This window comes from Klebsiella sp. C360 (assembly GCF_048822415.1).
Classification (GTDB): Bacteria; Pseudomonadota; Gammaproteobacteria; order Enterobacterales; family Enterobacteriaceae; genus Klebsiella; species Klebsiella quasipneumoniae.
Genome location: NZ_JBMEZZ010000001.1, coordinates 1,032,161 through 1,054,389 on the forward strand (window position 1 = coordinate 1,032,161; position 22,229 = coordinate 1,054,389).

Below are 22,229 nucleotides of genomic sequence, written 5' to 3' on the forward strand. Positions count from 1 at the left end.
TCGACTCAGGAGCCTTACTTGCCTTTAATCTCATACAGCGGCGTCTGGCCGGCAACGACCTTACCGCTCGCCAGTATCACCAGCGCGCTGTAGTCATCGCTGTTGCTGCAGACCACCGGGCTAATCATCGAGCGCGCGTTGGCGTTGAGGAAGTCCAGATCCATTTCCAGAATCGGCTCGCCCGCCTTCACGTCCGCGCCCTCTTCAACCAGTCGTTTGAAGCCCTTGCCTTCCAGCGCCACGGTGTCGATACCCATGTGGACAACGATTTCCGCACCGTTGTTGGTTTCGAGGCAGAACGCGTGGTTAGTATTGAAAATTTTCACCACGGTACCGGCGGCCGGGGCCACCACGATGTTGCTGGTCGGTTTCACCGCGATACCGTCGCCGACGGCTTTGCTGGCGAAGGCTTCGTCCGGCACCTGTTCGAGGGCCACCACGTCACCGGTAATCGGCGAAACCAGCAACTCAACGGTCTTCGCGTTCGCTACCGCCTGCGGTTTAGCCGCGGGCGCTGCAGTGGCGACGTTGCCAGCCGGCGCGGCTGCCGCTGCCGCTACCGGGCCGCGGGTCACCACTTTTTTCATCTCATCGCCGATAGACTCTGCCTTCGCGCCGACGATAACCTGGATGGTTTGCTTATTCAGTTTCACCACCCCGGACGCGCCGAGACGTTTACAGGCGGCGTCGTTGACTTTCGCCGAATCGCCCACGGTCAGGCGCAGACGGGTGATACAGGCGTCAATCGCTTTCAGGTTGTCCGTTCCGCCCACTGCGGCGATATAGCTGGTCGCCAGCTGGGTCAGGCCTTCTTCAGTGTTGCTGTTCGCTTCTTCCGTTACCACGTCAGCGGCTTTGTCTTCACGACCCGGCGTTTTCAGGTTGAACATGCGGATCACCGCGCTGAACAGCAGGAAGTAGACGAAGAAGAACACCACGCCCATCACCAGCAGCATCCAGACGTTTTTGCTGGCGGCCGGCAGGCTGTACATCAGCACGTAGTCAATAGCGCCTGCGGAGAAGGAGAAGCCAGCATGAATGCCCAGCGCCGTTGCGATGAACAGGCTGATACCGGTCAGTACCGCGTGCAGGAGGTACAGCAGCGGAGCCAGGAACATGAACAGGAATTCCAGCGGCTCGGTTACCCCGGTCAGGAACGCGGTGATGGCAACAGACAGCAGCATACCGCCCACCATCGGACGACGCGCTTTCGGAGCGGCCAGATACATCGCCAGCGCCGCGCCCGGCAGACCAAACATCATGATCGGGAAGAAGCCGGACATGAACATCCCCGCGGTGCCGTCGCCGGCGTAGAAGCGGTTGATGTCGCCGTGGAACACGGCGCCTGCGGCGTTCGTGAACTCACCAATCTGGAACCAGGCGATGGTGTTCAGCACCTGATGCAGACCGGTCGGGATCAGCAGGCGGTTGATAAAGCCGAAGATACCGGAACCCAGCGCCCCTGCGGAAACGATCCACTCGCCGCCCGCATGGATAGCGTGCTGCACCGGCGGCCAGACGTAGCCGAAGAGCGCCGCGAGGATCAAACAGAAGAAGCCGGTGGCGATCGGCACGAAGCGTTTGCCGCCGAAGAAGCTCAGGAAGTCCGGCAGCTTGATGCCGGCCCAGCGATTGTACACCGCCCCTGCTACCAGACCGGTAATGATACCGGCCAGTACGCCCATGTTGATTTCCGGATTGATGGTGACCATCGCTTTGGTCATCACGAAATAACCTACTGCCCCGGCCAGCGCCGCAGAACCGGCGTTATCCTTGGACCAGCTTGACGCCACACCGATAGCAAAGATCAGCGCCAGGTTGTCGAAGATAGCCCCACCCGCTTGCGCGATGAAGGGTACATTCAACAGGTCTGGTTGCCCGAAACGCAGCAGCAATGCCGCGACCGGCAGCACTGCGATAGGGAGCTGTAACGCCCTACCCAGTCGCTGAAAGAAACCTAAAATATTCATCTTATTCCCCCTATGAGACCCCGATGAGGCTCATTTTCAAAGCCACTTTTTTATTGTGTAACAAGGTCGGTTTTATCACTTACCGGCAAAGTGTGTGAAAAATTAATTCGTATCGCAAATTAAACGGGTATTTTTTGTGATAATTATCACCAAATATCGTATTCCCCCCTCCCTTAGACTGGCTAACATCGAAAACTTATTTTATCATTCAAAAAATCAACACGGATTGACCCCGGTCGGCGCAGTTGCTGCAATACTCTCCTCAGAGTGCTGGCGCCAATCCGCCAGATTCTACTTTTAACTATAGAGGTGAAGAATGAGACTGATCCCCCTGGTAACCGCTGAGCAGGTCGGTAAATGGGCTGCCCGCCATATCGTGAACCACATTAATGCATTCAAACCAACTGCGGACCGTCCGTTCGTGCTGGGTCTGCCGACCGGCGGCACCCCGCTCACCGCCTACAAGGCGCTGGTTGAAATGCATAAAGCAGGCCAGGTTAGCTTCAAGCACGTTGTCACCTTCAACATGGATGAATACGTTGGCCTGCCGAAAGAGCATCCGGAAAGCTATCATAGCTTCATGCACCGTAATTTCTTTGACCACGTTGATATTCCGGCAGAAAATATCAACCTGCTGAATGGTAACGCGCCGGACATCGATGCGGAATGCCGTCGCTATGAAGAAAAAATTCGTTCCTACGGTAAAATCCACCTGTTTATGGGCGGCGTGGGCAACGATGGCCACATCGCGTTCAACGAACCGGCCTCTTCTCTGGCGTCCCGCACCCGTATTAAGACCCTGACCCATGACACCCGTGTGGCGAACTCCCGCTTCTTCGACGGCGACGTGGATCTGGTGCCGAAATATGCGCTGACCGTCGGCGTGGGCACCCTGCTGGATGCAGAAGAGGTCATGATTCTGGTGCTGGGCCATCAGAAAGCGCTGGCGCTGCAGGCGGCAGTTGAAGGTAACGTCAACCACATGTGGACCATTACCTGTCTGCAGCTGCATCCGAAGGCGGTGATCGTCTGCGACGAACCGTCCACCATGGAGCTGAAAGTGAAGACGCTGAAATATTTCAACGAATTAGAAGCTGAAAATATTAAAGGTCTGTAATGTAGTCGCGTCCCGCGACTTTGCGCGGGACCATCTTTTTCTTTGTATGCATCATCAGGCCGGCGGCAAACGAACGTTTCCGGGCCTGATGAGGCGTATATACCGGGGGTCGTAATGTATGCATTAACCCAGGGCCGGGTTTATACCGGTCATGAAATTCTCGATGACCATGCGGTTGTTATCGCTAATGGCCTTATCGAACGTCTTTGTCCGCTGGCAGATTTGCCGTCTGACATCGAGCAGCGCTCAGTCAACGGCGCGATCCTCGCCCCCGGTTTTATCGACGTCCAGCTCAACGGCTGCGGCGGCGTGCAGTTTAACGACAGCCCTGACGCGGTCACTGTCGAAACGCTGGAGATCATGCAGAAGGCCAACGAACGCTCAGGCTGCACCAGCTTCCTGCCGACGCTGATTACCTCCAGCGACGATCTGATGAAGCAAGGCGTCCGCGTGATGCGCGAATACCTGCAAAAGCACCCGAACCAGGCGCTGGGTCTGCATCTTGAAGGACCGTGGCTGAATATCGTTAAGAAAGGCACCCACAATCCCGACTACGTGCGTAAACCGGACGCGGCGCTGGTCGATTTCCTGTGCGACAACGCCGATGTGATCACCAAAGTGACCCTCGCCCCTGAGCGCGTCGAGCCGGAAGTGATCCGCAAACTGGTCGCCGCCGGGATCGTCGTCTCCGCGGGCCACTCCAACGCCACGCTGAAAGAGGCGAAAGTGGGCTTCCGCGCGGGCATTACCTTCGCCACCCACCTGTATAATGCGATGCCGTACATTACCGGCCGCGAACCGGGTCTGGCCGGGGCGATTTTTGACGAGCCGGATGTCTACTGCGGTATTATTGTCGACGGGATGCACGTCGATTACGCCAACGTGCGCAACGCCAAGCGCCTGAAAGGCGACAAACTGTGCCTGGTCACCGACGCCACCGCGCCGGCGGGGGCGGATATTGACCAGTTCATTTTTGCCGGGAAAACAATATACTACCGCAACGGGCTGTGCGTAGATGAAAACGGCACCCTCAGCGGATCTTCCCTGACCATGATTGAAGGGGTGCGTAATCTGGTTGAGCATTGCGGTGTGGCGCTGGACGAAGTATTGCGGATGGCGACGCTCTATCCCGCGCGCGCCATTGGTGTGGACAAGCAGCTCGGCAGCATTGCGCCGGGTATGGTCGCTAACCTGACCGCCTTTACACGCGATTATAAAATCACCAAGACCATCGTTAATGGTAACGAGGTCGTCACTGAGTAAGTAAAAGTATGACAGCAGGCGGACAAGCTCAAATTGGTAACGTTGACCTCGTAAAACAACTGAACAGCGCGGCCGTGTACCGCCTGATTGACCAGCATGGGCCTATCTCGCGCATTCAGATCGCGGAACAAAGCCAGCTTGCCCCTGCCAGCGTGACCAAAATCACGCGTCAGCTTATTGAGCGCGGCCTGATCAAAGAAGTCGATCAGCAGGCCTCCACCGGGGGGCGCCGCGCCATCTCCATCATTGCGGAGACGCGTAACTTCAACGCCATTGGCGTGCGCCTTGGCCGCTATGACGCCACCCTGACCCTCTATGATTTAAGCAGCAAGACCCTGGAGGAGGAGCATTTCCCGCTGCCCGAGCGCACCCAGGAAACGCTGGAACACGCCCTGCTGAATATCATCGCCACTTTTATCGAAAACTGTCAGCGCAAAATCCGCGAGCTGATCGCCATCTCGGTGATCCTGCCGGGGCTGGTGGATCCAGAAAGCGGCGTGATCCGCTATATGCCGCACATTGCGGTGGAAAACTGGGGCCTGGTCGGGGCGCTGGAAAAACGCTTCAACGTTACCTGCTTTGTCGGGCACGATATCCGCAGTCTGGCGCTGGCCGAGCACTATTTTGGCGCAAGCCAGGACTGCGAAGACTCCATTCTGGTGCGCGTGCACCGCGGCACCGGGGCGGGGATCATCTCCAACGGACGCATTTTTATTGGCCGTAACGGCAACGTGGGCGAAATTGGCCATATTCAGGTCGATCCGCTGGGCGAACGCTGCCACTGCGGCAACTTCGGCTGCCTGGAGACCGTCGCGGCGAACGCCGCCATCGAACATCGCGTTCGCCATCTGCTGGACCAGGGCTACCAAAGCCGCCTGACCCTCGATGACTGCACGATCAAAACCATCTGCAAAGCGGCCAACAAGGGCGATGCCCTGGCCTGCGAGGTGATCGAGTACGTAGGGCGTCACCTTGGAAAAACGATCGCCATCGCCATCAACCTGTTCAATCCGCAAAAAATCGTCGTCGCCGGCGAAATTGTGGAAGCCGAGAAAGTGCTGCTCCCGGCCATTGAGGGCTGCATTAACGCCCAGGCGCTAAAGGCGTTTCGTAAGAACCTGCCGGTGGTGCGCTCCACCCTCGATCATCGCTCAGCGATTGGCGCCTTCGCGCTGGTCAAACGCGCCATGCTCAATGGCACGCTGCTGCAGCGCTTGCTTGAGAGCTAATCGCCCCCCTTTATAGATAAGCGCGTCGCTCTGTCACTGGCGGGCATCGCCCGTCAGAGGTGTGAAACCGCATCGATGACGCGTATAGTTTCGTCTTTGTTAATGATTCTGGACCCACCATGACCATTCAAAACATAATTTGTGATATTGACGGCGTGCTGATGCACGATAACGTCGCCGTTCCCGGCGCTGCCGAGTTTATCAAGCGCATCCTCGATAAAGGCATGCCGCTGGTGATGCTGACCAACTACCCGTCGCAAACCGGCCAGGATCTGGCGAACCGTTTCGCCACCGCCGGGATTGAAGTGCCGGATAGCGCCTTTTACACCTCGGCGATGGCGACGGCCGATTTTCTGCGCCGCCAGGAAGGCAAGAAAGCCTATGTGGTGGGTGAAGGGGCGCTGATCCACGAGCTGTATAAAGCCGGCTTTACCATTACCGATGTCAACCCGGATTTTGTCATCGTCGGGGAAACCCGCTCCTTTAACTGGGAGATGATGCATAAGGCGGCCTTCTTTGTCGCCAATGGCGCCCGCTTCATTGCCACCAACCCGGATACTCACGGTCGCGGCTTCTACCCGGCCTGCGGCGCCCTGTGCGCCGGGATCGAGAAGATCTCCGGCCGTAAGCCGTTTTACGTCGGTAAACCCAGCCCGTGGATCATCCGCTCAGCGCTGAACAAAATGCAGGCCCACTCCGAACAGACGGTGATCGTCGGCGACAATCTGCGCACCGACATTCTGGCCGGCTTCCAGGCGGGGCTGGAGACCATTCTGGTGCTCTCCGGCGTCTCGACCCTCGACGACATCGACAGCATGCCGTTCCGCCCGTCGTGGATCTACCCTTCCGTCGCGGAAATCGATATTTTCTAATGCCAGCCACGTCTCAGGACGTGGTTGTTCATTTCTGACGCCTGCTAAAAGCCCCCCATCTAATAAAAACGGCTTATAATTGCGTATTCTTCAATAAAGCCGTTCAAAAGATACTCTTTTTTTACTATTCAACAATCGCAGTTGCGTTTTTTCTTTTTCCGGCCGTAAAACCCTTGCGCCGGCTCCCCCTTTACGGCATTTTCTTAAGCACGCACTCAGGCTTCGCCACGAGACGAAGCCAGCACAACATCAAACACGACAGGGTAATGGAGAAGGCTATGTGTTCTATTTTTGGCGTACTGGATATTAAAACTGACGCAGGCGAGCTGCGTAAAAAGGCGCTGGAGCTTTCCCGCCTGATGCGCCATCGCGGTCCGGACTGGTCTGGCGTGTATGCCAGCGACAAAGCGATTCTGGCGCACGAGCGCCTGTCGATTGTCGACGTCAACGCCGGCGCCCAGCCGCTGTACAACGCCGAAAAAACCCATGCGCTGGCCGTTAACGGCGAAATCTACAACCATCAGGCGCTGCGCGCGGAATATGGCGATCGCTATCAGTTCCAGACCGGCTCCGACTGCGAAGTAATCCTCGCGCTGTATCAGGAAAAAGGCCCGGCGTTCCTCGACGACCTGCAGGGGATGTTCGCCTTCGCCCTGTACGACAGCGAAAAAGACGCGTACTTAATTGGTCGCGACCATATCGGCATTATTCCGCTGTATATGGGCCATGACGAACACGGCAACTTCTACGTCGCCTCAGAAATGAAAGCCCTGGTGCCGGTGTGCCGCACCATTAAAGAGTTCCCGGCGGGCAGCTACCTGTGGAGCAAAGACGGTGAAATTCGCCAGTACTATCAGCGCGACTGGTTCGATTACGACGCGGTAAAAGACAACGTTACCGATAAGAACGAGCTGCGCCAGGCGCTGGAAGAGTCGGTGAAAAGCCACCTGATGTCCGACGTGCCCTACGGCGTGCTGCTCTCCGGCGGCCTTGATTCTTCGGTCATCTCCGCCATCACCAAGAAATTCGCCGCCCGTCGCGTCGAAGATCAGGAGCGTAGCGAAGCCTGGTGGCCGCAGCTGCACTCCTTCGCGGTCGGTCTGGAAGGCTCTCCCGACCTGAAAGCGGCGCAGGAAGTGGCTAACCACCTCGGCACCGTGCACCATGAAATTCACTTTACCGTTCAGGAAGGGCTGGATGCGATCCGCGACGTTATCTATCACATCGAAACCTACGATGTGACCACCATTCGCGCTTCGACGCCGATGTACCTGATGTCACGTAAAATTAAAGCCATGGGCATCAAAATGGTGCTTTCCGGCGAAGGCTCGGACGAAGTATTCGGCGGCTACCTCTACTTCCATAAGGCGCCGAACGCTAAAGAACTGCACGAAGAGACGGTGCGTAAGCTGCAGGCGCTGCATATGTTTGACTGCGCCCGCGCCAACAAAGCGATGTCCGCCTGGGGCGTGGAAGCCCGCGTGCCGTTCCTCGATAAGAAGTTCCTCGACGTGGCGATGCGCATCAACCCGCAGGATAAGATGTGCGGCAACGGCAAAATGGAAAAACATATTCTGCGCGAATGTTTTGAATCCTATCTGCCGGCCAGCGTGGCGTGGCGTCAGAAGGAGCAATTCTCTGACGGCGTCGGCTATAGCTGGATCGATACGCTGAAAGAAGTGGCCGCGAAACAGATCAGCGACCAGCAGCTGGAAACCGCAAGCTTCCGCTTCCCATACAACACGCCGACCTCTAAAGAAGGCTATCTGTACCGCGAGATCTTCGAAGAGCTGTTCCCGCTGCCAAGCGCGGCGGAGTGTGTCCCTGGCGGTCCGTCGGTGGCCTGCTCTTCTGCCAAAGCCATTGAATGGGATGAAGCGTTCAAAACCATGAACGATCCGTCAGGCCGCGCGGTGGGCGTCCACCAGTCGGCCTATAAATAAGCCCTGACAGGCGATGAAACGCGAAACGGACCCTCCGGGGTCCGTTTTCTTTTTGCGGGATTTATGCCGCTGAAAAACGATAAATAACCAATAATTGCCGATTATTGCAGCGAGCTGTTCGCAACCTAACCAAACAGTCACATTACAACGATTTTCCTTGAAAAAGAGGTTGACGCTCGCAGGCCCAATACGCATAATGCGCCCCGCAACGCCGATAAGGTTACGCGAAAAAAAAGATGGCTACGTAGCTCAGCTGGTTAGAGCACATCACTCATAATGATGGGGTCACAGGTTCGAATCCCGTCGTAGCCACCATCTTTTTTTGCGGGAGTGGCGAAATTGGTAGACGCACCAGATTTAGGTTCTGGCGCCGCAAGGTGTGCGAGTTCAAGTCTCGCCTCCCGCACCATTCACCAGTCAGCGTTGTACGGATGGGGTATCGCCAAGCGGTAAGGCACCGGTTTTTGATACCGGCATTCCCTGGTTCGAATCCAGGTACCCCAGCCATATTTCTTCGATATTTGCGGTTCACCGCGACGGTATTGGGGTATCGCCAAGCGGTAAGGCACCGGTTTTTGATACCGGCATTCCCTGGTTCGAATCCAGGTACCCCAGCCATCGAAGAAACAGTAAGACAATTTGGCTACGTAGCTCAGCTGGTTAGAGCACATCACTCATAATGATGGGGTCACAGGTTCGAATCCCGTCGTAGCCACCATATTCGGGACGTATCGATACACATCGATAAATCCGCAAACAATTTGTTGGGGTATCGCCAAGCGGTAAGGCACCGGATTCTGATTCCGGCATTCCGAGGTTCGAATCCTCGTACCCCAGCCAAATTAAAAAGTCGTTCAGCAATGAACGCACTGTTGCACTAAAACCGGGGTAGTGACGGTTAAATGCAACAGACAATTGGGGTATCGCCAAGCGGTAAGGCACCGGATTCTGATTCCGGCATTCCGAGGTTCGAATCCTCGTACCCCAGCCACTTCAATGCAAAAAAGCCCACCTCGGTGGGCTTTTTTGTTATTGGCGTTTTGCCATCCTGGCGCATCACTGACTGCCGGGCAGGCGCTTTCCACGACGCCCCTGCCCGCGACGCCGGTTTACAAGCCTAACGCATACTTCAGCGCCTGACGCTTCAGCACCCCGGCGCGTTCGGCCGCCATCAGGCCAATATTGCGCAGCATCCGCACCGGCGCCAGGTCATTGCTGAATCCGGCGTAAAACAGATCCATCCCCGACTGCATAATAAAATTATCCGCCCGCCGCCGCCCCTGGTAGCGCTTGAGCACCGGCAGGCTGGCCCACTCTTCGCCGCGGCCGCGCGCTTGCGTCAGGACCTCCAGCAGGGCGTCGACATCACGATAGCCAAGGTTAACCCCCTGCCCCGCCAGCGGATGAATGGTGTGCGCCGCATCGCCCACCAGCGCCAGACCAGGCTGAACATACTGCAGCGCATGACGCCGGGTGAGCGGGAAGGCGCCGGCCGTCTGCGGCGTCACCCGCCCGAGACGCGCCGGGAAATGGCGGGCGATCTCCTGCTGGAGCTGGGGCATGGACATGCCCTGCAGCTGACGGATCCGCGCCGGGGCGTCATACCACACCAGCGAGGCCCAGTTGTCGAACAGCGGCAGGAAAGCGCGCGGTCCGCTGGGGGTAAACTGCTGCCAGGTGCTGTCGCCGGGATCGTCGGCGCATTGGACGCTAATGAGCATACAGGATTGCTGATATTGCCAGGCATGCACGCCGATGCCGGCCATCTCCCGCACCTGAGAGCTGGCGCCGTCGGCGCCGATAACCAGCCGGGCGTGGATCGTCTCCCCGTCGCGTAAACGCAACGCCGTCTCCGCCTCGCCGCGCTGCATCGCCTCCAGTTCGCCGCCAACGCGCAGGGTAACCCCTTCGTGCGCCGTCAGCGCTTGCCACAGGCCCCACTGCAGGACCTTGTTCTCAACCATATAGCCCAGCTCCGGCAGCTTAAGCTCGGCGGCGTCAAAGGCGACGTGGGCGCTCTCCCACTCCCAGGTCTCCAGTCGACGGTAAGCGTGGACGCGCATCGCCCGCACGGCATCCCAGACGCCAAGGCTTTTCAGCAGGCCGACCGAGGCCGCGCTGATCGCCGAGATCCGCACATCCGGGGCGGATGCCGGATCGAAAGCCGGAGGCGCCGTTTTCTCAAGCACCGTCACGGTAAATCCCTGTTGCGCCAGCCCCAACGCCAGGGCGCCGCCGACCATGCCGCCGCCCACGATGGCGACATCTGTTGCGTGAATTGTCATGGCTATTATCCTTAAAGCAGAATCCGTTAAGTTTACCGGATTTTTCGCCCTCTTGCGGTGATAACGCTCGCACTGGTCAGGGGGCGACCAAAGCATTACAATACGCGCCCTGGAATGCGAAATTCACCCTGTATATATCCCCGCGTTTTGGATATCTATTACTGAGCATGAGCAAGTCAATGACAAAAAAACTCCATATTAAAACCTGGGGCTGTCAGATGAACGAGTATGATTCATCAAAGATGGCCGATCTGCTGGATGCGACACATGGGTATCAACTGACCGAAGTGGCGGAAGAAGCAGATGTGCTGTTGCTCAATACCTGCTCAATTCGTGAGAAGGCCCAGGAAAAAGTTTTCCATCAGCTTGGCCGCTGGAAGCTGCTGAAAGAGAAGAACCCGGACCTGATTATTGGCGTTGGCGGCTGCGTGGCTTCCCAGGAAGGCGACCATATTCGTCAGCGCGCGCACTATGTCGATATTATTTTCGGGCCGCAAACCCTGCACCGCCTGCCTGAGATGATTAACTCCGTGCGCGGCAACCGCAGCCCGGTGGTTGATATCAGCTTCCCGGAAATTGAAAAATTCGATCGCCTGCCAGAACCGCGCGCCGAAGGCCCGACCGCCTTTGTCTCGATTATGGAAGGCTGCAACAAATACTGCACCTACTGCGTGGTGCCCTACACCCGCGGAGAAGAAGTCAGCCGCCCGTGCGACGATATCCTGTTTGAAATCGCCCAACTGGCGGCGCAGGGCGTGCGTGAAGTCAACCTGCTGGGCCAGAACGTGAACGCCTGGCGCGGCGAGAACTACGACGGCACTACCGGCAGCTTTGCCGATCTGCTGCGCCTGGTCGCCGCTATCGACGGCATCGACCGCATTCGCTTCACCACCAGCCACCCGATCGAATTTACCGACGATATCATCGACGTCTATCGCGATACGCCGGAGCTGGTGAGCTTCCTGCACCTGCCGGTGCAAAGCGGCTCCGACCGCGTGCTGAACCTGATGGGACGCACCCATACCGCGCTGGAGTATAAAGCGATTATTCGCAAGCTGCGTGAAGCGCGTCCGGATATTCAGATAAGCTCCGACTTTATCGTCGGCTTCCCCGGCGAAACTACGGAAGATTTCGAAAAGACAATGAAGCTTATCGCCGACGTCAATTTCGATATGAGCTACAGCTTTATCTTCTCCGCCCGTCCGGGCACCCCGGCGGCCGATATGGTAGACGACGTGCCGGATGCTGATAAGAAACAGCGTCTGTATATTCTGCAGGAGCGCATCAACCAGCAGGCGATGGCCTGGAGCCGTCGCATGCTCGGCACGGTACAGCGCATCCTGGTGGAAGGCACGTCGCGCAAGAACATCATGGAGCTCTCCGGACGTACGGAGAACAACCGGGTGGTCAACTTTGAAGGCACCCCGGACCTCGTCGGCAAGTTTGTGGATGTCGAAATTGTCGATGTTTACACCAACTCGCTGCGTGGCAAAATCGTGCGCACCGAAGCGGAGATGGGTCTGCGTATCGCTGAATCACCTGAATCAGTGATTGCCCGCACCCGTAAAGAGAACGATCTTGGCGTGGGTATCTATCAGCCGTGATCCCTTCAGGCCTGTCGGTTCCGGCAGGCCTTGTAATTCCTCTCTCCGTCCCTATATCTACAGCAATGCTTGCGCCATTTTCCTGTGACGTAAATAATTTCCTGATTAGCCGGCCACGCGCCGCGTCCGGCCACCTGCGTAAAGAGGAACAGTTTGAACATAGACACTCGTGAAATTACCCTGGAGCCAGCGGATAACGCACGCCTGTTAGCCCTGTGCGGCCCGTTTGACGACAACATCAAACAGCTGGAACGTCGGTTAGGCATTGAGATCAACCGCCGTGACAATCACTTTAAACTGACCGGACGCGCCCTATGCGTGCACGCCGCCGCCGATATTCTGCGCAGCCTGTATGTCGACACGGCGCCGATGCGCGGTCAGATTCAGGATATTGAACCAGAGCAGATCCATCTGGCGATCAAAGAGGCGCGCGTGCTGGAGCAGAGCGCCGAGAGCGTGCCGGAGTACGGAAAAGCCGTCAATATCAAGACCAAGCGCGGGGTGATCAAACCGCGTACGCCGAACCAGGCGCAGTACATCGCCAATATCCTCGATCACGACATCACCTTCGGCGTGGGTCCGGCAGGTACCGGGAAAACCTATCTGGCGGTGGCGGCGGCGGTCGATGCGCTGGAGCGCCAGGAGATCCGCCGCATTCTGCTGACCCGTCCGGCCGTCGAGGCGGGCGAAAAGCTCGGCTTCCTGCCCGGCGATCTGAGCCAGAAGGTCGACCCGTATCTGCGCCCGCTGTACGACGCGCTGTTCGAGATGCTCGGCTTTGAGAAGGTGGAAAAGCTGATTGAGCGTAACGTCATCGAAGTGGCTCCGTTGGCCTATATGCGCGGACGGACGCTGAATGACGCCTTTATCATTCTTGATGAAAGCCAGAACACCACCATCGAGCAGATGAAGATGTTCCTGACCCGCATCGGCTTTAACTCCAAGGCGGTGATCACCGGCGACATCACGCAGATTGACCTGCCGCGCAGCACCAAATCCGGTCTGCGCCACGCCATCGAAGTGCTGGCGGAAGTCGATGAGATCAGCTTTAACTTCTTCCATAGCGAAGACGTGGTCCGCCATCCAGTGGTCGCCCGCATCGTGAACGCCTATGAGGCATGGGAAGCCGCAGACCAGAAACGTAAAGCAGAACTGGCCGCCGAGCGCAAGCGCGAAGCCCAGGAACAGGAGCAAAAATGAGTCAGGTGATCCTCGATTTACAGCTGGCCTGCGAAGAGACCAGCGGCCTGCCGGACGAAGCCCTTTTTCAACGCTGGGTCGACGCCGTCATTCCGCCGTTTCAGGAGGAGTCAGAGTTAACGATTCGTCTGGTCGACGTTGCAGAAAGCCATGAGCTGAACCTGACCTATCGCGGCAAGGATAAACCGACCAATGTCCTCTCTTTCCCGTTTGAAGCGCCGCCGGGGATTGAAATGCCGCTGCTCGGCGATCTGATCATTTGCCGTCAGGTGGTGGAGCAGGAAGCCAGCGAGCAAGGGAAGCCGCTGGAGGCGCACTGGGCGCATATGGTGGTTCACGGCAGCCTCCATCTGCTGGGCTACGATCACATCGAAGATGACGAAGCGGAAGAGATGGAAGCCCTCGAAACAGAGATAATGCTTGCTCTGGGCTATGAGGACCCGTACATTTCCGAGAAGATTGCTGAATAGCCCCCTGCCGGATGGCGGCGCTTGCGCCTCATCCGGCCGCTGTTCATGCATTTTACCCGCCTGAACCTCAGGCAACCCATGCCGTCCGGCGCTGAGTGTACGCGCGACGAGCGACATTAAATCAACATGAGAACCCAAACGACGCCATGAGCGACGACAATTCACACAGTAGTGACACAGTAAACAGCAAAAAGGGATTTTTCTCCCTGTTACTCAGCCAGCTCTTTCACGGGGAACCGAAAAACCGCGATGAACTGCTGGCGCTGATCCGTGATTCCGGGCAGAACGACCTTATCGATGAAGATACCCGTGACATGCTCGAAGGGGTAATGGATATCGCCGACCAGCGGGTCCGCGACATTATGATCCCCCGTTCACAAATGATTACCCTGAAACGCAATCAGACGCTGGACGAGTGCCTTGATGTCATCATCGAATCCGCCCACTCGCGCTTCCCGGTCATCAGTGAAGATAAAGATCACATCGAAGGGATTCTGATGGCCAAGGATCTGCTGCCGTTTATGCGCAGCGACGCCGAAGCTTTCAGCATGGAAAAAGTGTTACGGCCGGCGGTTGTCGTTCCGGAAAGCAAGCGGGTCGACCGCATGCTAAAAGAGTTTCGCTCACAGCGCTACCATATGGCGATCGTTATTGACGAATTCGGCGGCGTCTCCGGTCTGGTGACCATCGAGGATATCCTTGAGCTCATCGTCGGGGAAATTGAAGACGAGTACGACGAAGAAGAAGATATCGATTTCCGCCAGCTGAGCCGCCATACGTGGACGGTGCGCGCTCTGGCCTCTATCGAAGACTTCAATGACGCCTTCGATACGCACTTCAGCGATGAAGAAGTGGATACCATTGGCGGACTGGTAATGCAGGCCTTTGGCCACCTGCCGGCTCGCGGCGAATCTATCGACATTGATGGTTACCAATTCAAGGTAGCAATGGCAGATAGTCGTCGTATCATTCAGGTGCATGTTAAGCTGCCGGATGACGCTCCTCAGCCGAAGCTGGAAGAGTAAGCGGCGGCGCTGAAGGTCACGGCCAGCCGGGAGACAGACCGTGGGCGATCCCCGGTTGTCCCCTCCCCCGGCTGGCAAATAGCATAGCCTGTGGCAACAGGCGTTAATTAACGGGACGATTAGCCTAAATGGTATTTGCCTCTCTTCTTGAACGTCAGCGCGTACGTCTGCTGCTGGCGCTGCTATTCGGAGCCAGCGGAACGCTGGCTTTTTCACCTTATGACTTCTGGCCCGCGGCGATTATTTCGCTGGTCGGTCTGCAGGCGTTAACCCTCAACCGCCGCCCGCTGCAAAGCGCCGGCATCGGCTATTTCTGGGGGCTCGGCCTGTTCGGCACGGGTATCAACTGGGTCTATGTCAGTATCGCGCAGTTTGGCGGTATGCCGGGCCCGGTTAACGTCTTCCTCGTCGTGCTGCTGGCGGCCTATCTCTCGCTCTACACCGGCCTGTTTGCCGGCCTGCTCGCCCGTCTGTGGCCCAAAACCAGCTGGCTGCGGGTGGCGATCGCCGCTCCCGTCGTCTGGCAGATCACCGAGTTCCTGCGCGGCTGGGTGCTGACCGGTTTTCCGTGGCTGCAGTTCGGCTACAGCCAGATTGACGGCCCGCTGAAAGGCCTGGCGCCGGTAATGGGCGTCGAGGCGATCAACTTCCTGCTGATGATGGTAAGCGGCCTGCTGGCCCTGGCCCTCGTACAGCGCAACGGGAAGCCGCTGATCATTGCCGCGCTGCTGTTCGCCCTGCCGTTCCCGCTGCGCTATATCCAGTGGTATCAGCTGCTGCCGGCGCGTGCGACGCAGGTCTCGCTGGTGCAAGGCGATATCCCGCAGGCCATGAAGTGGGACGAGAAGCAGCTGGTTAACACTCTGAAAACCTATCTGACGCTGACCCAGCCGCATATCGGCCACTCGCAGCTGATTATCTGGCCCGAATCGGCGATCCCGGATCTCGAGATCAACCAGCAGCAGTTCCTCAGCATGATGGACGATCTGCTGCGCGCAAAAGACAGCTCGCTGATCACCGGCATCGTCGACGCGCGTCTCAATAAGCAGAACCGCTACGACACTTACAACACCATCATTACCCTCGGCAAAGATAACCCGTACCGCTACGACTCGACCAACCGCTACAACAAGAACCATCTGGTGCCGTTCGGCGAGTTTGTACCGCTGGAGTCGATTCTGCGTCCGCTGGCGCCATTCTTCGACCTGCCGATGTCCTCCTTCAGCCGCGGTCCCTACGTGCAGCCGCAGCTGATGGCGCATAACCTCAAGCTGACCGCGGCCATCTGCTACGAGATCATCCTCGGGGAACAGGTGCGGGATAACTTCCGTCCGGACACCGACTTCCTGCTGACCATCTCCAACGACGCCTGGTTCGGCAAGTCCATCGGCCCGTGGCAACACTTCCAGATGGCGCGGATGCGTGCCCTGGAGCTGGCCCGCCCGCTGCTGCGCAGCACCAACAACGGCATTACCGCCGTCATCGGCCCGCGCGGCGAGATTCAGAAGATGATCCCGCAGTTTACCCGCGAGGTGTTGACCACCACCGTGACGCCCACCAGCGGCTTGACCCCTTACGCCCGCACTGGCAACTGGCCGCTGTGGGCGCTGACGGCGCTGCTCGGCTTCGGCGCGCTGCTGATGAGCCTGCGTCAGCGTCGCCGATAAATGCTCTGCCGGCGACGCCCGTCGTCGGCTTTTTTTTCTTCCCGTCATTTGCCACCCTGGCACAGTCATTGCTTTATTTAATCGGGTAGCGCCGTCCTCTGGCCCAGTGCAACCGGGTTGCACCATAAACGATCGGCGGTCGCTCTATTTTGGTGCAATGGAAGATATTTGCCTCCGATTGGTGCGGAGCGCTTCGCAAAAATAAACAATAAAACAGCAAAATCTTTACATTAAGCCAAACTAAATGCTAACAAACACATACAAATGCGGCACGTGGATGCGTGCCCCCAATAACAACACACACAATCACAATGGGTATCAATAGCGTCGGTGACGCTGCGGATAAGGAGTTGGATATGCAATTACGTAAACTGGCCACGGCAATGCTGGTAATGGGAATGACCGCTGGTCTGGCGCAGGCGGAAGATGCTGCCCCGGCGGCTGGCCAGAGCACTCTGGATAAGATCGCGAAAAATGGCGTTATCGTTGTCGGCCATCGCGAATCTTCCGTCCCTTTCTCTTACTACGATAACCAACAGAAGGTTGTGGGTTACTCTCAGGACTACTCCAACGCCATCGTCGATGCCATCAAGAAGAAGCTGAACAAACCCGATCTGCAGGTCAAACTGATCCCGGTTACCTCGCAGAATCGTATCCCGCTGCTGCAGAATGGCACCTTTGATTTCGAGTGCGGCTCAACCACCAACAACCTCGAGCGCCAGAAGCAGGCGGCCTTCTCCGATACTATCTTCGTCGTCGGCACTCGTCTGCTGGTGAAGAAAGGCGGCCCGATCAAAGATTTCCCGGACCTGAAGGATAAGGCGGTCGTTGTCACCTCCGGGACCACCTCAGAGATCCTGCTGCATAAGCTGAACGATGAGAAAAAAATGAATATGCGCATCATCAGCGCCAAAGATCATGGCGACTCTTTCCGCACCCTGGAGAGCGGACGCGCGGTGGCCTTTATGATGGATGACGCTCTGCTGGCCGGCGAACGCGCCAAGGCGAAGAAACCGGATAACTGGGAAATCGTCGGCACCGCGCAGTCGAAAGAAGCCTATGGCTGCATGCTGCGTAAGGACGATCCGGCCTTCAAGGCGCTGGTCGATGAAACCGTTGCCCAGGCCCAGACCTCTGGCGAAGCGGCGAAGTGGTTCGATAAATGGTTCAAAAACCCGATTCCGCCAAAAAATCTTAACCTGAACTTCGAGCTGTCGGACGACATGAAAGCGCTGTTCAAATCACCTAATGACAAAGCACTGAACTAATTATAACAACCAGGGGCGGGATATCCTGCCCTCCCGATGATTGTCACAGCACGGACAGACTATACGGCGGCTGGTCGTTCCCCAGCCGCCGCGAATACCGAAACAAGCTGGACAACCGTCTTCGAGGGTAGCAATGGCTACCCTTTTTTTTCCAGGAGTCATGTATGTCAATAGACTGGAACTGGGGGATATTCCTGCAACAGGCCCCCTTCGGCAACACTACCTACCTGGGCTGGCTGTGGAGCGGTTTTCAGATCACCGTCGCCCTCTCCATCTCGGCCTGGATCATCGCTTTTCTCGTCGGCTCGCTGTTCGGTATTTTACGCACGGTGCCCAATCGTCTGCTCTCAGGGATTGGCACCTGCTATGTCGAACTGTTTCGCAACGTGCCGCTGATCGTGCAGTTCTTTACCTGGTACCTGGTGGTGCCGGAATTCCTGCCAGAAAATATCGGCATGTGGTTTAAATCGGAGCTGGACCCAAACATTCAGTTCTTTGTCTCCTCCATGCTGTGCCTGGGGCTGTTTACCGCCGCTCGCGTCTGCGAGCAGGTACGCGCCGCTATCCAGTCGCTGCCGCGCGGGCAAAAGAACGCCGGTCTGGCGATGGGGTTGACCCTGCCGCAAACCTACCGCTACGTGCTGCTGCCGAACGCCTATCGCGTTATCGTGCCGCCGATGACCTCGGAGATGATGAACCTGGTGAAAAACTCGGCCATCGCCTCCACCATCGGTCTGGCCGATATGGCCGCGCAGGCGGGCAAACTGCTGGACTACTCCGCTCATGCCTGGGAGTCTTTTACCGCCATCACCCTGGCCTATGTTTTCATCAACGCGGTGATTATGCTGATTATGTATGTGGTCGAGCGTAAGGTTCGCCTGCCTGGCAATATGGGAGGCAAATAATGTACGATTTTGACTGGAGTTCGATCGTTCCCTCCATGCCCTACCTGCTGGCGGGGCTGGTGATCACCCTGAAGATCACAGTGATCGCCATCGTGGTCGGTATCGTCTGGGGCACCCTGCTGGCGGTAATGCGCCTGTCCAGCTTTCTGCCGCTGGCCTGGTTTGCTAAATCCTACGTTAACGTGTTCCGTTCCATCCCGCTGGTGATGGTTCTGCTGTGGTTCTACCTGATTGTCCCGGGCTTCCTGCAGAACGTGTTGGGACTGTCGCCGAAAACGGATATTCGCCTGATCTCGGCGATGGTGGCGTTTTCGATGTTCGAAGCCGCCTACTACTCGGAGATTATCCGCGCCGGCATCCAGAGCATCTCCCGCGGCCAGTCGAGCGCCGCGCTGGCGCTGGGAATGACCCACTGGCAGTCGATGCGGCTGGTGATCCTGCCGCAGGCCTTCCGCGCCATGGTGCCGCTGCTGTTAACCCAGGGGATCGTCCTCTTCCAGGATACCTCGCTGGTGTATGTATTGAGCCTCGCCGACTTCTTCCGTACCGCCTCGACGATTGGCGAGCGTGACGGGACCCAGGTCGAAATGATCCTGTTCGCGGGCGGCGTCTATTTTGTGATTAGCCTCAGCGCCTCGCTGTTGGTCAGCTGGTTGAAGAAAAGGACTGTGTAATGATTACCCTGAAAAATGTTTCAAAATGGTATGGTCACTTTCAGGTGCTGACCGATTGCTCCACGGAAGTGAAAAAAGGCGAAGTCGTGGTGGTCTGCGGGCCGTCAGGCTCCGGTAAATCCACACTGATTAAAACCGTGAACGGCCTTGAGCCGGTGCAGCAGGGGCAGATTATCGTCGATGGCACCGTGGTTAACGATAAAAAGACCAATCTTGCCAAACTGCGCTCGCATGTCGGAATGGTGTTTCAGCATTTTGAACTATTCCCACACCTGTCGATTATCGACAACCTGACGCTGGCGCAGGTTAAGGTGCTCAATCGTGACAAAGCGTCATCGCGCAAGAAGGGTCTCAAGCTGCTGGAGCGCGTGGGCCTGGCGGCGCATGCGGAAAAATATCCGGCGCAGCTCTCCGGCGGCCAGCAGCAGCGCGTGGCCATCGCCCGTGCGCTGTGCATGGACCCGATCGCCATGCTGTTTGATGAACCTACATCCGCGCTCGACCCGGAGATGATCAACGAGGTACTGGACGTCATGGTGGAACTGGCCAACGAAGGGATGACTATGATGGTGGTTACCCACGAAATGGGCTTCGCCCGCAAGGTGGCCAACCGGGTGATCTTTATGGATGAAGGAAAGATTGTCGAAGACGCCGATAAAGAAGCGTTCTTCGCTAACCCACAATCCGATCGCGCCAAAGACTTCCTCGCCAAAATTCTGCACTAACTTCTGCGGCGCGCACGATATCACCGTGCGCGCCTGTCAGCCCCTCCCCTTTTCAATCGCTTCATCTCAAAGCGACAGCTTCACAACGTGAAGTAAAAATTTCACAAAGAATTCAGGGGCCGTAGAATAGATTAACCGCCACGTCATCGTTAGCATACGGCATCTTGTAATAATCCCCGTGAGTTTAAATTTCTTGAAAATAATATTTCAATTGACTTGCTATACGTCGCGCAGGCTATTTCATGCCGCGCACAACCATTAATTATAATCTTTCTCAATGAAACAAACGGATATTGCTTCATGCGGACTAACACTAACAGACTGGCCATTATTTTGTGTTTAAATTTGCTCACCTGCTTTACCGCCTGGGCGGGTATTGAGGCCGCAACGGTAAACCAGGTTGAACAGGATAAAGCCCGTGAAAGCGCATTAATGCCCCATCAGCAGCAATACCAATCTTCTCGTACCCATACGAAAAAGCAAACCTTGATATTTCCCGAAGAAGCAACCTGTCGGTATATCACGAAAGTTGATATTACCTCCGAGGACAACGCAAAAACCACCGCCCTCCTCGGGAAGATCGCAGCCCAGGCGCCCGGCCATTGCCTCGGAATAGAAGGGATTCGCCTGCTGACGAACGCCTTACAAAATGAACTGATAACGCAAGGGTATATTACTTCCCTGATCGATATCCCTTCTCAGTCACTTGAAGGGGGCATTCTCAAAATAACGCTGACTTATGGCAAAACGGGGCATATTGATTTTGCGCCGAATAGTGCCGTGACGAACCTGTGGACCTCCATGCCCACGCATACCGGTAAAATCCTGCGCCTCAGCGATCTTGAACAAGGGATGGCTAACCTGCAGCGGCTGCCTGGCGCCAGCGCCCATATGAAGCTGCGGCCCGGGGAACACATTGGCGAAAGTGATATTGAAATCGCCCGGGTAATGGATAAACAGTGGCAGGTTGGCGCCTGGCTTGATGACGCAGGCAGCCGCGCCAGCGGTCGCTATCAGGGCGGCGGCGCGCTATACCTTTACGATTTATCTTCATTGAACGATATTCTTTCCATCTCGGCAGGCGGCGACGTTGAATTCAACCAGCACAACGACGGCAACCATAACGGCAACCTTTACTACTCCGTGCCTTTTGGTTACTGGTCATTGAGCCTGTACGGCTCCTACAGCCAGTACCGCCAGCTGTTTAAAGGAAGATGGTCAAGCATCGACTATAAAAGTAAAAACCGGTATTACAGCGCGACCCTTAGCCGCCTGCTTTCGCATACCCGACAACAAAAAACGACCGCCGATCTGCGCATAGCAAAGAGCAGTTCGCACTACTTTTTTGGCGGCGATGAGCTGCATGTAATGCGTAAACAAAATCCTGTCTGGGAATTTACCCTGCGCCACCAGCGCTATTTTAACAATAAAATTGTCGACGCCAGCGTAGGTATTCAGCGCAGCCTGCCGTGGCTCAGCTCCGTGCCTACGCCGGAGGAAAAAGCCGGTTTATATAGCCGCCATTCGCGCATCGTTCACGCCGATATACAGGCCTTAATGCAGTTTGCCGCAACCGGCGATAAGTTTAGCTGGATGCCGCGTTTCCATGCCCAGTTCAGCCCGGATAGATTATCTTCGGACAACCAGTTTAATATCGGCAATCGCTGGACGGTTCGCGGCTTTGATGGTGAAGATACGCTTTCGGCCAATCAAGGCTGGTACTGGCGCAATGATTTTAGCTGGAATATTCCCACCTCCGACCGGCAGGTATATCTTGGTCTTGACTTCGGCCGGATCATTGGTAGCGAGCGCGCCAGGCAAGGAAAAAGTCTTTCTGGCGCAGTCGGCGGCGTCCGCGGAGAAATAGCGTCTACGCAATATGACTTTTTTATCGGCACGCCCATCAGTAAACCTGACGACTTTCATAGCGATGCCATGAATATGGGCTTTTCATTACAGTGGAGGTATTAGTTTTCATCAGCACATTACTGCAATTTACTGATTCATTTTTT

17 protein-coding genes and 7 tRNA genes are annotated in these 22,229 nt (G+C 56.6%); 22 read left to right on the top strand and 2 right to left on the bottom strand.

What is annotated here, in order from left to right; translation table 11 throughout:
* Nucleotides 1–14 precede the first annotated feature (14 nt).
* Complete coding sequence (gene nagE / locus ACOI7D_RS05170) at nucleotides 15–1,970, bottom strand: PTS N-acetyl glucosamine transporter subunit IIABC (RefSeq protein ID WP_109546536.1); 1,956 nt, start codon at nucleotides 1,968–1,970, stop codon at nucleotides 15–17.
* A gap of 316 nt (nucleotides 1,971–2,286) precedes the next feature.
* Here nagE and nagB point away from each other — a divergent pair, with 316 nt between their 5' ends.
* The 12 genes from nagB (at nucleotide 2,287) to ACOI7D_RS05230 (ending at nucleotide 9,385) form a co-directional block, all read left to right on the top strand.
* Nucleotides 2,287–3,087 (top strand): glucosamine-6-phosphate deaminase, encoded by an 801-nt coding sequence (gene nagB / locus ACOI7D_RS05175; protein WP_109546537.1) that lies wholly within the window; start codon nucleotides 2,287–2,289, stop codon nucleotides 3,085–3,087.
* Between the two features lie 114 nt (nucleotides 3,088–3,201).
* The gene (gene nagA, locus ACOI7D_RS05180; protein ID WP_109546538.1) at nucleotides 3,202–4,350 is read left to right on the top strand and encodes an N-acetylglucosamine-6-phosphate deacetylase; all 1,149 of its coding nucleotides are present in this window, start codon (nucleotides 3,202–3,204) and stop codon (nucleotides 4,348–4,350) included.
* An 8-nt stretch (nucleotides 4,351–4,358) separates the two neighbouring features.
* Nucleotides 4,359–5,579 carry a DNA-binding transcriptional regulator NagC gene (gene nagC, locus ACOI7D_RS05185; RefSeq protein ID WP_032455136.1) on the top strand — a complete coding sequence of 407 codons (1,221 nt, stop codon included), beginning with the start codon at nucleotides 4,359–4,361 and terminating at the stop codon, nucleotides 5,577–5,579.
* A gap of 119 nt (nucleotides 5,580–5,698) precedes the next feature.
* Nucleotides 5,699–6,451, top strand: coding sequence for an HAD-IIA family hydrolase (locus ACOI7D_RS05190; RefSeq protein ID WP_023288846.1), 753 nt, complete (start codon nucleotides 5,699–5,701; stop codon nucleotides 6,449–6,451).
* A gap of 278 nt (nucleotides 6,452–6,729) precedes the next feature.
* Nucleotides 6,730–8,394 (top strand): asparagine synthase B, encoded by a 1,665-nt coding sequence (gene asnB, locus ACOI7D_RS05195; RefSeq protein ID WP_032455135.1) that lies wholly within the window; start codon nucleotides 6,730–6,732, stop codon nucleotides 8,392–8,394.
* A gap of 238 nt (nucleotides 8,395–8,632) precedes the next feature.
* Nucleotides 8,633–8,709 (top strand) — tRNA-Met (locus tag ACOI7D_RS05200).
* A gap of 9 nt (nucleotides 8,710–8,718) precedes the next feature.
* A tRNA-Leu gene (locus tag ACOI7D_RS05205) sits at nucleotides 8,719–8,803 on the top strand.
* Between the two features lie 23 nt (nucleotides 8,804–8,826).
* Nucleotides 8,827–8,901, top strand: a tRNA-Gln gene (locus ACOI7D_RS05210).
* Between the two features lie 36 nt (nucleotides 8,902–8,937).
* Nucleotides 8,938–9,012 (top strand) — tRNA-Gln (locus ACOI7D_RS05215).
* A gap of 23 nt (nucleotides 9,013–9,035) precedes the next feature.
* A tRNA-Met gene (locus ACOI7D_RS05220) sits at nucleotides 9,036–9,112 on the top strand.
* A 47-nt stretch (nucleotides 9,113–9,159) separates the two neighbouring features.
* A tRNA-Gln gene (locus ACOI7D_RS05225) sits at nucleotides 9,160–9,234 on the top strand.
* Nucleotides 9,235–9,310: 76 nt separating this feature from the next.
* Nucleotides 9,311–9,385 (top strand) — tRNA-Gln (locus ACOI7D_RS05230).
* 118 nt (nucleotides 9,386–9,503) lie between these two features.
* Here ACOI7D_RS05230 and ubiF read toward each other — a convergent pair.
* The gene (ubiF, locus tag ACOI7D_RS05235) at nucleotides 9,504–10,679 is read right to left on the bottom strand and encodes a 3-demethoxyubiquinol 3-hydroxylase (protein WP_109546539.1); all 1,176 of its coding nucleotides are present in this window, start codon (nucleotides 10,677–10,679) and stop codon (nucleotides 9,504–9,506) included.
* 179 nt (nucleotides 10,680–10,858) lie between these two features.
* On the opposite strand from ubiF, the gene miaB reads away from it, so the two are divergent.
* From miaB to ACOI7D_RS05285, 10 genes are all read left to right on the top strand, one after another.
* Nucleotides 10,859–12,283: a tRNA (N6-isopentenyl adenosine(37)-C2)-methylthiotransferase MiaB gene (gene miaB, locus ACOI7D_RS05240; RefSeq protein ID WP_004885906.1), complete on the top strand. Its 1,425-nt coding sequence runs from the start codon at nucleotides 10,859–10,861 to the stop codon at nucleotides 12,281–12,283.
* A 153-nt stretch (nucleotides 12,284–12,436) separates the two neighbouring features.
* Nucleotides 12,437–13,483 carry a PhoH family protein gene (locus ACOI7D_RS05245; protein ID WP_004176871.1) on the top strand — a complete coding sequence of 349 codons (1,047 nt, stop codon included), beginning with the start codon at nucleotides 12,437–12,439 and terminating at the stop codon, nucleotides 13,481–13,483.
* Complete coding sequence (gene ybeY / locus ACOI7D_RS05250) at nucleotides 13,480–13,953, top strand: rRNA maturation RNase YbeY (protein ID WP_023288844.1); 474 nt, start codon at nucleotides 13,480–13,482, stop codon at nucleotides 13,951–13,953. The genes ACOI7D_RS05245 and ybeY overlap by 4 nt, the downstream gene beginning before the upstream one ends.
* Nucleotides 13,954–14,099: 146 nt before the next feature.
* The gene (gene corC, locus ACOI7D_RS05255) at nucleotides 14,100–14,978 is read left to right on the top strand and encodes a CNNM family magnesium/cobalt transport protein CorC (RefSeq protein ID WP_004197606.1); all 879 of its coding nucleotides are present in this window, start codon (nucleotides 14,100–14,102) and stop codon (nucleotides 14,976–14,978) included.
* Nucleotides 14,979–15,106: 128 nt separating this feature from the next.
* Nucleotides 15,107–16,645, top strand: coding sequence for an apolipoprotein N-acyltransferase (lnt, locus tag ACOI7D_RS05260; RefSeq protein WP_109546540.1), 1,539 nt, complete (start codon nucleotides 15,107–15,109; stop codon nucleotides 16,643–16,645).
* Nucleotides 16,646–17,001: 356 nt separating this feature from the next.
* Complete coding sequence (locus ACOI7D_RS05265; RefSeq protein ID WP_023288842.1) at nucleotides 17,002–17,913, top strand: amino acid ABC transporter substrate-binding protein; 912 nt, start codon at nucleotides 17,002–17,004, stop codon at nucleotides 17,911–17,913.
* Nucleotides 17,914–18,077: 164 nt separating this feature from the next.
* Complete coding sequence (locus tag ACOI7D_RS05270) at nucleotides 18,078–18,818, top strand: amino acid ABC transporter permease (protein ID WP_032455129.1); 741 nt, start codon at nucleotides 18,078–18,080, stop codon at nucleotides 18,816–18,818.
* Nucleotides 18,818–19,492, top strand: coding sequence for a glutamate/aspartate ABC transporter permease GltK (gene gltK, locus ACOI7D_RS05275; RefSeq protein WP_002894707.1), 675 nt, complete (start codon nucleotides 18,818–18,820; stop codon nucleotides 19,490–19,492). The genes ACOI7D_RS05270 and gltK overlap by 1 nt, the downstream gene beginning before the upstream one ends.
* Nucleotides 19,492–20,217 (top strand): amino acid ABC transporter ATP-binding protein, encoded by a 726-nt coding sequence (locus tag ACOI7D_RS05280; RefSeq protein ID WP_004885898.1) that lies wholly within the window; start codon nucleotides 19,492–19,494, stop codon nucleotides 20,215–20,217. The genes gltK and ACOI7D_RS05280 overlap by 1 nt, the downstream gene beginning before the upstream one ends.
* Before the next feature lie 300 nt (nucleotides 20,218–20,517).
* The gene (locus ACOI7D_RS05285; RefSeq protein ID WP_109546541.1) at nucleotides 20,518–22,188 is read left to right on the top strand and encodes a ShlB/FhaC/HecB family hemolysin secretion/activation protein; all 1,671 of its coding nucleotides are present in this window, start codon (nucleotides 20,518–20,520) and stop codon (nucleotides 22,186–22,188) included.
* Nucleotides 22,189–22,229 lie beyond the last annotated feature (41 nt).

Bases quoted from the DNA above. Each gene is read 5' to 3' on its own strand.
- nagE (WP_109546536.1), bottom strand. From the start codon at position 1,970: ATGAATATTTTAGGTTTCTTTCAGCGACTGGGTAGGGCGTTACAGCTC.
- nagB (WP_109546537.1), top strand. From the start codon at position 2,287: ATGAGACTGATCCCCCTGGTAACCGCTGAGCAGGTCGGTAAATGGGCT.
- nagA (WP_109546538.1), top strand. From the start codon at position 3,202: ATGTATGCATTAACCCAGGGCCGGGTTTATACCGGTCATGAAATTCTC.
- nagC (WP_032455136.1), top strand. From the start codon at position 4,359: ATGACAGCAGGCGGACAAGCTCAAATTGGTAACGTTGACCTCGTAAAA.
- ACOI7D_RS05190 (WP_023288846.1), top strand. From the start codon at position 5,699: ATGACCATTCAAAACATAATTTGTGATATTGACGGCGTGCTGATGCAC.
- asnB (WP_032455135.1), top strand. From the start codon at position 6,730: ATGTGTTCTATTTTTGGCGTACTGGATATTAAAACTGACGCAGGCGAG.
- ubiF (WP_109546539.1), bottom strand. From the start codon at position 10,679: ATGACAATTCACGCAACAGATGTCGCCATCGTGGGCGGCGGCATGGTC.
- miaB (WP_004885906.1), top strand. From the start codon at position 10,859: ATGACAAAAAAACTCCATATTAAAACCTGGGGCTGTCAGATGAACGAG.
- ybeY (WP_023288844.1), top strand. From the start codon at position 13,480: ATGAGTCAGGTGATCCTCGATTTACAGCTGGCCTGCGAAGAGACCAGC.
- corC (WP_004197606.1), top strand. From the start codon at position 14,100: ATGAGCGACGACAATTCACACAGTAGTGACACAGTAAACAGCAAAAAG.
- lnt (WP_109546540.1), top strand. From the start codon at position 15,107: ATGGTATTTGCCTCTCTTCTTGAACGTCAGCGCGTACGTCTGCTGCTG.
- ACOI7D_RS05265 (WP_023288842.1), top strand. From the start codon at position 17,002: ATGCAATTACGTAAACTGGCCACGGCAATGCTGGTAATGGGAATGACC.
- ACOI7D_RS05270 (WP_032455129.1), top strand. From the start codon at position 18,078: ATGTCAATAGACTGGAACTGGGGGATATTCCTGCAACAGGCCCCCTTC.
- gltK (WP_002894707.1), top strand. From the start codon at position 18,818: ATGTACGATTTTGACTGGAGTTCGATCGTTCCCTCCATGCCCTACCTG.
- ACOI7D_RS05280 (WP_004885898.1), top strand. From the start codon at position 19,492: ATGATTACCCTGAAAAATGTTTCAAAATGGTATGGTCACTTTCAGGTG.
- ACOI7D_RS05285 (WP_109546541.1), top strand. From the start codon at position 20,518: ATGCGGACTAACACTAACAGACTGGCCATTATTTTGTGTTTAAATTTG.